The organism is Streptomyces sp. YGL11-2 (assembly GCF_050054615.1).
Taxonomy (GTDB): Bacteria; Actinomycetota; Actinomycetes; order Streptomycetales; family Streptomycetaceae; genus Streptomyces.
This window is the reverse complement of the sequence record NZ_JBNHIN010000023.1, coordinates 126913-133543: the sequence shown is the minus strand read 5'-3', so window position 1 is coordinate 133543 and position 6631 is coordinate 126913. Positions and strand designations below refer to the sequence as shown.

The window sequence follows — 6631 nt, the reverse complement described above, 5'->3', positions numbered from 1 at the left end:
GCGGGCGGGAGTTACGTCTATCTGCGGGAGGCGTTCCAGTACCGCACCGGGAAGCTGATGCCGTTTCTGTTCGTGTGGAAGACAACCATCTTGCTCTCGCCCCGAGGCAGGCTTGTTCTCTCAGGTCAGAGAGCGTTTACGCAGGTCAAAGCCTATTTGAATGTGGAACACCCTCTGGAGGTCGCCCAAATTCCTGCCGGTTCCTGCCCGGTCTTTCCGTGATTGTCTTTGCCCTTCCGTCCCCCACTTGTCCCCCAGAGAGGCCCTCTTCGCTGGGTGGCTCATCGGAGCGAGCGACCGCGCTGCTTCGCTGCAGGTGAGGAGGTGCGAAGTAATTGGATGACCACCACTTAGGGTTCGCGGCTCAGGCTTGGAGAAGCGTCCTGAGCGGTCGGGGCTACTCGCTCGGTCGCGGGAGGCTACGTCTCCGGCTGGAGGATCATGCGCTGCGCTGCGGGGTTCCAGCGGCATTCGTGGTACAGGCGGTTGAAGTCGTGTATGGCGTCGGGATCGTCGGCGTTGCATGGTTCGTAGCCGCCTGGGCTGGGACGGCAGTAGAAGCCGTACTCGGTGTACTCGGCTTGGCCGGGTATCTGGCCGGTCCAGACGGTGTTGCAGGTGCTGCCGGGGTGGCAGTGGGCGCGCTGGAGGCCGGTGAAGGCGCAGCGTGCGATGTCGCATCGGTCGGCGTGAAAGGTGCCGGGTGAGGCGGAGCAGTCGGGGCAGTGGCCTGAGGTTGTCGACGTGAAGTGGGTGCGTGGGTGGGTGTTTTCGGGGGGTGTGAGGCGGCCCAGCCAGAGTGTGCGGAGTGCGTTGTTGAGGTCGTGGGTGTTGGCGATGGTGTGGAGGTTGAGGGTGCGGTGGATGAGCTCACGGAGGAGGTGGGGGTGGAGTTGGGCTGTGGCCCAGTGGAGGGTGAGTCCGCGGCTTGTGTGGTGGCGGGTCCAGGTGGTGCGCATGCGTGTGGAGAAGGTGGCGATTAGATTCCTGTTTGTGGTGTTTGCGGCGATCTGGGGAAGGTTGACTTCCAGCCATTCGTGGCCGGTGCAGGTGTAGAAGTTGATGAGGGTTCGGCGTGCTTCATCCGTTTTGAGGGCAGTGCTGCGCCGCATGTAGAGCCAGCTGCCGGTCGGGGTGCCCCGTAACTGGATGAGTGGCTCGTTCTGGTCGCTGTCGGGAGCGATTCTCAGGCGGTGACGTCGGCCGAGAACATCGAACCCTGTGCCAGGGACGAGTTCCTTGAGCGGGTCGTCGGGTGCGGTCTTGGCGAGGTGCGCGAGTTGCCGGTAGACCCATGAGCAGCGCCGGTTTACGAGGGCCGTGGCGTCGACGTCGGTCGTTGTGGGCGGGCCGTGGACGATGACGTTGCCGTGCTGGGTGACAGTGAGACCGAGCGTGGTCCTGTTGCTGGTGCGAATGGTGACGTTGGTGGTGCCGACTCGTATGGTGCGGTCGGTTGTGGCCATGTCGGGTGTCCTTGGTTCGGCTGACGTGTGATGGGGTGCCGTGCTGGGGTCAGTGGTGGTTGCACACCCAGGTCTGGGGAATGCCGTGTACGGGGAGGTCCAGGATGTGCCGGGCGGTGCGCCGGCAGAGCTGACAGGTCAGGTCGAAGGCCCGCAGCATCCGTAGGGGGCGTATCTGCTCGTCGTCGCGCAGGGTGATCGGGACGTCCTGACCTTCGAGGGTGAGCAACCACAGCGGCTGGAGGTGGCGCTGCCTGGCGAGGATGGTCAGAGGGCGGTCGTTGCCGAGGAGGGCGAAGCTGTCGCCTTCGCGCAAGGCGGTGGCCTGGATCGTCGGGGACTGGGCCACGGTGACGATGAAGCCGTTGGAGGGCGTGGTGGTGCTCATGGTGTGTCTTTCGCGGTGGGGGTGGTGTGTTCGATGTTGTGGACGGCTGCGACCTCAGCTGCGAGTCGTTCACGCGCCCGTTGGAGTTCGTCCTGGTGTTTGTGTAGGGCGCCCCGGGTCTTCTTCAGCGCCGTGGCCTGTCTGGCTTCGAGTTCGGAGAGTCGGACGATCTGTCTTTGATGGTGGGCGAGTTGGTCTGAGAGGAGGGCGACGGTGGGTCGACGAGGACCGGGTCGTCTGCCGCCGGGCCTCTTGCTGAGTTGGGCGTGGGTCCATATGAGGAACTCGTCCTTGGGTACGTACTTGTTGGGCCGTTCGCCGATGCCTGTCAGCAGAGCGACCTTCGGGAAGTCGGGGTGGCGTTTGGCCCAGTTGCTGACGGCGGAGCGGGTGACGCCGACGAGATCGGCCGCGGCGGCGAGGTTGATCAGTTCGGCTTCGCGGCCTTTGTATTCAGGGCGGAGCCAAGTGACGGAGTCCAAGAGGTGTGTCCTTGGTCGACCGTCCTGCCGTTGGTGGGCGGGACGGTATACGGGCGGCGGCTGATTACGAGGACGGGCGAAGCTGTTCGGTGCGGGCCTCTACCGGGGTCGTGACACCGGTTCGCTGCTTCGCATGCACCAGCCATCGGTCCGGGCCCAGATTCTGGGCGACCGTTCCGGTGTATCCGTAGACCAGGCTGCGGACCTGGGCGCCTACTTGAAGCTTTGCCTCAGGGGCGGGGACCTCCCCGCCATCCAGCGCGACGAAGTCTCGCCACAGATCTGCCCAGTTCGCGTTTCGCAGATCCCGACTGGATACCTCGGTCAGATCCCCAAGGAGCCGTATCGCATCGCTTTGAAAGGTTCCCGGATCGTCCAGGCAGCAGGATTCCCAGAGTTCGTGTCTCATGGCGACCTCTGTTCGCAGCAGCTCCGCCACGGTGTTTGTTGCGCTCATAACTGTGTCCCTTTGGTGCAAGAGCGGGGCGAGGATCGGCCAGTGTGGGAGGCCCGTTGCCAGGCGGGCCTCCCATAGCCGCGATCAGGCCGCGGCCGGCACCGGCTCCTGGTGCTGTTCGGTCACTGGGGCGTCCTCGGTGCTGTCGCTGTGTTCCGAGCCGGACTGTTCGGCCTTCTGGTCCCGCTTGGCCCGTTCTTCCTGCTGGGCGCGGCCCCTGGCGACCGTCTCTGATTCGATGGCGCTCAGTGCGTAGCCCTCGGCTTCGAGGAAGGTGAGCCAGGCGATGACCTGCGGGTCAACGTGGTCGCGCCAGGCCGCGTCGTACATGTGCTCCAGCTCGTAGGCAGCGGCGACATGGGCGAGCAGGAGGCTCCAAGCGTGTGCCGGGCTAGTGCGCGCGATCAGCGTGCCGAAGGGGTCGCCGACGCGATCCCACTGGCGGCGGCCTTCGTTGGGGTCCTTGACGCCGAGGAACCGAGCGGTCAGGTCGGTGCGCTTGCGTCCGACGAAGTTGGCGTAGGCAAAGCTGGTGCCGGTGATCGCCGACAGGATCAGTGGCCATACTCGGGCGCTGGCTTCGGGCTGGGCGCACAGGTCTGTGAGGAAGTCGTAGCGGACCTCGCGGGCCTGCCGCCACGCCTTGTTGTTGGCGATGACCAGGCGTCGTTCGGCTTTGGCAGCCTCGCGGTTAGGGCCGGCCTGTGCCTTGTCTGCCTTTGCGGCCTCGGGGGTGAGGGCGTGGCCGTGCCGGTGCCAGGCTGTACAGAGCCAGATCACCTCTGCCTCGCTCGTGTCGATGCACGCCGCGTGCCCGGGGCAGACCTGGTGCGTCTCGGGTGTCTGGGGTGCGCCGTCGCTGGTGAGGAGGTCTGCGAGTGGCCGGGTGCTGGTGTTGGTCCAGTTCCGCTTCCAGTCGACGCTGGGGATCTCCGCGGCGGCCAGCTCCTTGAGGAGGCTGTTGCACTTGTCTGCGTGTTCCTTCTCGGCGCGTAGTTCGGCCAGGGCGTGCTTCCAGTTGCCGCGCTTGGTGTTGCCCTGGCGTGTGTCGCGGGCCTTGGCGCGCTCCAGGTTCCACAACGCGCCCTTGACGCTTTCCACTTCCTGGAACTCGGCCAGCTCGATGAGGTTGAAGTCCGCTTCGATGCCGTCGGCGAGTGCTTGGTCGGACAGCTTGGCGGCCTGGGTGGCGGCGCCGAGGTCGGCGGGCTTGAGGCCCATGGCGCGTGCGTGTCGGGTCTTGCGGGTCTTGGGGATGCTCATGAGGGAGAGCTGCTTGACGGCGTCGATGTCGTCGCGGATCGTGGCCTGGGTGCGGTGTTTGTTCTCGATGAAGGACACCGTCAAGGACGTGTCGTCGACGTTCTTGAGGTCGTCGCGGATGATCGCCGGAACCAGCCGGTAGGGTTTCTTCTTCGCCTTGGCTTTCTTGGCGGCGGCTAGGGCGGCGTTGTTGCGGCGCTGGCCGAAGATGATGCCGAGCTTGCCTTCGTTCTCTCCGCTCTGGGGGCGCAGTACGAGCGGGGTGAGGACGCCGAACTCGTCGACGCTGGCCTGGAGGTCGGTATCGGGCTGCGTGCCGTCCTTGCCGTCTTCGGTGGTGCGGTGCTTGCGGTGGTTGTAGGGGTCGATGACCAGGTCGTGCGGGTCGACCCAGGCGAAGCGGCCGGTGAAGCCCTCGACGGGGGTGGTGTGGTCGGCGGTGGCGCTCATGTCGGTGTTCTCTCGTGAAGGGTGGGCGGACGCCAGGCTTCAATGCCGGGCGCCCGCCCGGGGGTGGCAAGGCGTCCAGGTCAGGCGGCGGTGGGGGAGGTGCGGCGCTGCTTGGCCGAGGTCTTGGTCTTGCGCTTGGACGGTGTGGTGCTGCGGCGCTTTGCGGCTGTCGTCTTGGCCTTCTTGCCCGCCGTGGTGGTGGGTTGGTCGGTGTCGGACTGCTCCTGTTGCGGCGTAGCCTCCGCGGGCTTGTCGACTGTGGGCTCGGCAGGCGTGATGCGGGTGCCGTTGGCGCGCAGGCGGGGGCGGTGGCCGTCGAAAGCAGGCAGCAGCACGGTGCGGATGGCGGCCAGGATCTCCTCCAGCGGCTCGGCGGTGGTGAAGAAGACACCGGTGCTGTACCGCACGCCCTTGGCGAGCCGGTTGGGGTTCGCGGCAGGCGCGCTGTCGGTGCCGGCCGACGGCTTGGGAGCGGGGCCGCCGACGGCGAAGGTCTGCACGGCCTCGCCTTGCCACAGGTGGCGGATGCCGATGGCGCGCCCGTCGGGGTGAACCAGGCGGATCAACTTGTCTGCCCCGCCGGGATTTTCGTCGGTGTCTTCCCGCCAGTCGTCCCCGAGGGCGTCGGCGAGCGGCTTGGCGAGCAGATACAGGTCGAATTCGCTGAGGATGGCGGCTTCGGCTGCCTCGGCCGGGTTGTCGTCGGCGGCAGTGGTGTCGGCGGCGTATGGGGCGGTGATGGTGGTGCTGGTCATGGGGTGCTCCTGTTCCAAGAGGTGTGGGATGTAGGGCTGTTGGGGAGTCGCGGGTGCGGGCCTGAAGGCCGGTGACTCTGGTGTCTCCCTCACAACTTCTAGATTAATTCTACTATGTATAGGGGGTGGGTCAACTGCGTTTATGCAGGTCAGAATGAGTGGCGGCTTAGGCTGCAGCAGACAGGTGTGCTTGCTCCACCAACTGCTCGGCCCGGCGGATGGCGGCGATGATCTGCGCCTTGCTGATCACTTCGTCGCGGTGGGCGAACACGGCGCGGGCCTCCTCCATGGCGTCCTCGATGGCGTTCGGGTTCGCCAGTGAGTCGGCGCACGCGACGGTCACCGTCGGGCCGAGTGCCCAGATGATCGCATTCACCGAGGCACAGGCGGCGGCTATCTGGTCGACGTCGACCATCGACCACCGATAGGTGGCCGGATCATGCCCGCGCTCTCGCAGCAGCTGCGCGGCTGCCCGCAGCAGCCCGCCGCTGCCGGCGGCCGGATCATGGATGTGCTCGCCTGGGCTGGGCGGCTTCGCCGCGAACCCCGCAGCAGCGGTCACCTGAAGCAACCCGGCCGCCAGGCTCTCAGCCACCGGTGCTGGCGTGTGGAACTCACCGAGACCCTGCCGAGCCCCGTGAGAGCGCATGCACATCATCACCGGCGACAGGACGTCCGTCGCCGAGCGCAAGAACGGGTCCTCGTGCCCGGTCAGATCGAACAGGCCGCGCTTGAGGGCGGTTTCGGCGACGGCGCGCACTGCGGACATGCGGTACTCGTCGACGTCCTCGTTCAGCCACTCGTGAAGGATCCGAGCGCGCTCGATCAGGTCGGGACGGTGCATCCAATGCATCGACCAGATCTCGCGGAGCATTGCGATCATCTGCGGACCGTCCTGGGCGAGGATTTGCCCCTTCAGGTCCGGACCGTTCGGGTCCTTTTCCCTGATCAGGGCGAGCGCGGCGACCACGCCGATCGGCACCTCGATAGCCGTGCCGCCATGCCGGTTGTGCCACCGCTCGGCCACCGCTTCGCCGATCTCTAGGGCGCGCTGGTGTGGATCACTCGCGGGGCGAGGAGACCTGGAATGCCAAGCTCGCGGATGCGCAGGCACTGTCCGCTGAGCTGGCTGTGGCCGAGGTGCGGCCGGCGGGGGCGACTGGGCTTCAGGTACTCCGGTGAAAGTGGCCGGGGTGGGCTCGGGGTCGAGGGACGCGAATAGGTCGAGCTGACTCACGGCGGGTTCACCTTTCGTAGGGGGAGTTGGGCATAGAGGGACCCGCGCCGCCTGTCGGGGCGGCGCGGGTCGCGGAAACGGGGAGCTCGGATCAGGGGTGCGGCTGATCTGGGGGATCGCTTAGGGGTGTGGG

The 6631-nt window shown here is 66.4% G+C and carries 7 protein-coding genes and 1 pseudogene; 1 reads left to right on the top strand and 7 read right to left on the bottom strand.

Annotated elements, in window-relative coordinates:
* A pseudogene (locus ACO1BR_RS25230) lies at positions 1 to 159 on the top strand (amino acid permease); the annotation flags it as partial.
* Between the two features lie 260 nt (positions 160 to 419).
* Here ACO1BR_RS25230 and ACO1BR_RS25225 read toward each other — a convergent pair.
* From ACO1BR_RS25225 to ACO1BR_RS25195, 7 genes are all read right to left on the bottom strand, one after another.
* Positions 420 to 1466: a YgjP-like metallopeptidase domain-containing protein gene (locus ACO1BR_RS25225; RefSeq protein WP_426797377.1), complete on the bottom strand. Its 1047-nt coding sequence runs from the start codon at positions 1464 to 1466 to the stop codon at positions 420 to 422.
* 49 nt (positions 1467 to 1515) lie between these two features.
* Complete coding sequence (locus ACO1BR_RS25220) at positions 1516 to 1854, bottom strand: hypothetical protein (protein WP_426797376.1); 339 nt, start codon at positions 1852 to 1854, stop codon at positions 1516 to 1518.
* The gene (locus ACO1BR_RS25215; protein WP_426797375.1) at positions 1851 to 2336 is read right to left on the bottom strand and encodes a hypothetical protein; all 486 of its coding nucleotides are present in this window, start codon (positions 2334 to 2336) and stop codon (positions 1851 to 1853) included. Before ACO1BR_RS25215 ends, ACO1BR_RS25220 begins: the two co-directional genes overlap by 4 nt.
* Before the next feature lie 64 nt (positions 2337 to 2400).
* Positions 2401 to 2793 (bottom strand): hypothetical protein, encoded by a 393-nt coding sequence (locus tag ACO1BR_RS25210; RefSeq protein WP_426797374.1) that lies wholly within the window; start codon positions 2791 to 2793, stop codon positions 2401 to 2403.
* 84 nt (positions 2794 to 2877) lie between these two features.
* Positions 2878 to 4506, bottom strand: a complete 1629-nt coding sequence (locus ACO1BR_RS25205; protein WP_426797373.1) for a ParB N-terminal domain-containing protein — start codon at positions 4504 to 4506, stop codon at positions 2878 to 2880.
* Positions 4507 to 4586: 80 nt separating this feature from the next.
* Positions 4587 to 5261: a hypothetical protein gene (locus ACO1BR_RS25200; RefSeq protein ID WP_426797372.1), complete on the bottom strand. Its 675-nt coding sequence runs from the start codon at positions 5259 to 5261 to the stop codon at positions 4587 to 4589.
* A 166-nt stretch (positions 5262 to 5427) separates the two neighbouring features.
* Complete coding sequence (locus ACO1BR_RS25195) at positions 5428 to 6288, bottom strand: N-6 DNA methylase (RefSeq protein WP_426797371.1); 861 nt, start codon at positions 6286 to 6288, stop codon at positions 5428 to 5430.
* Positions 6289 to 6631: the final 343 nt, after the last annotated feature.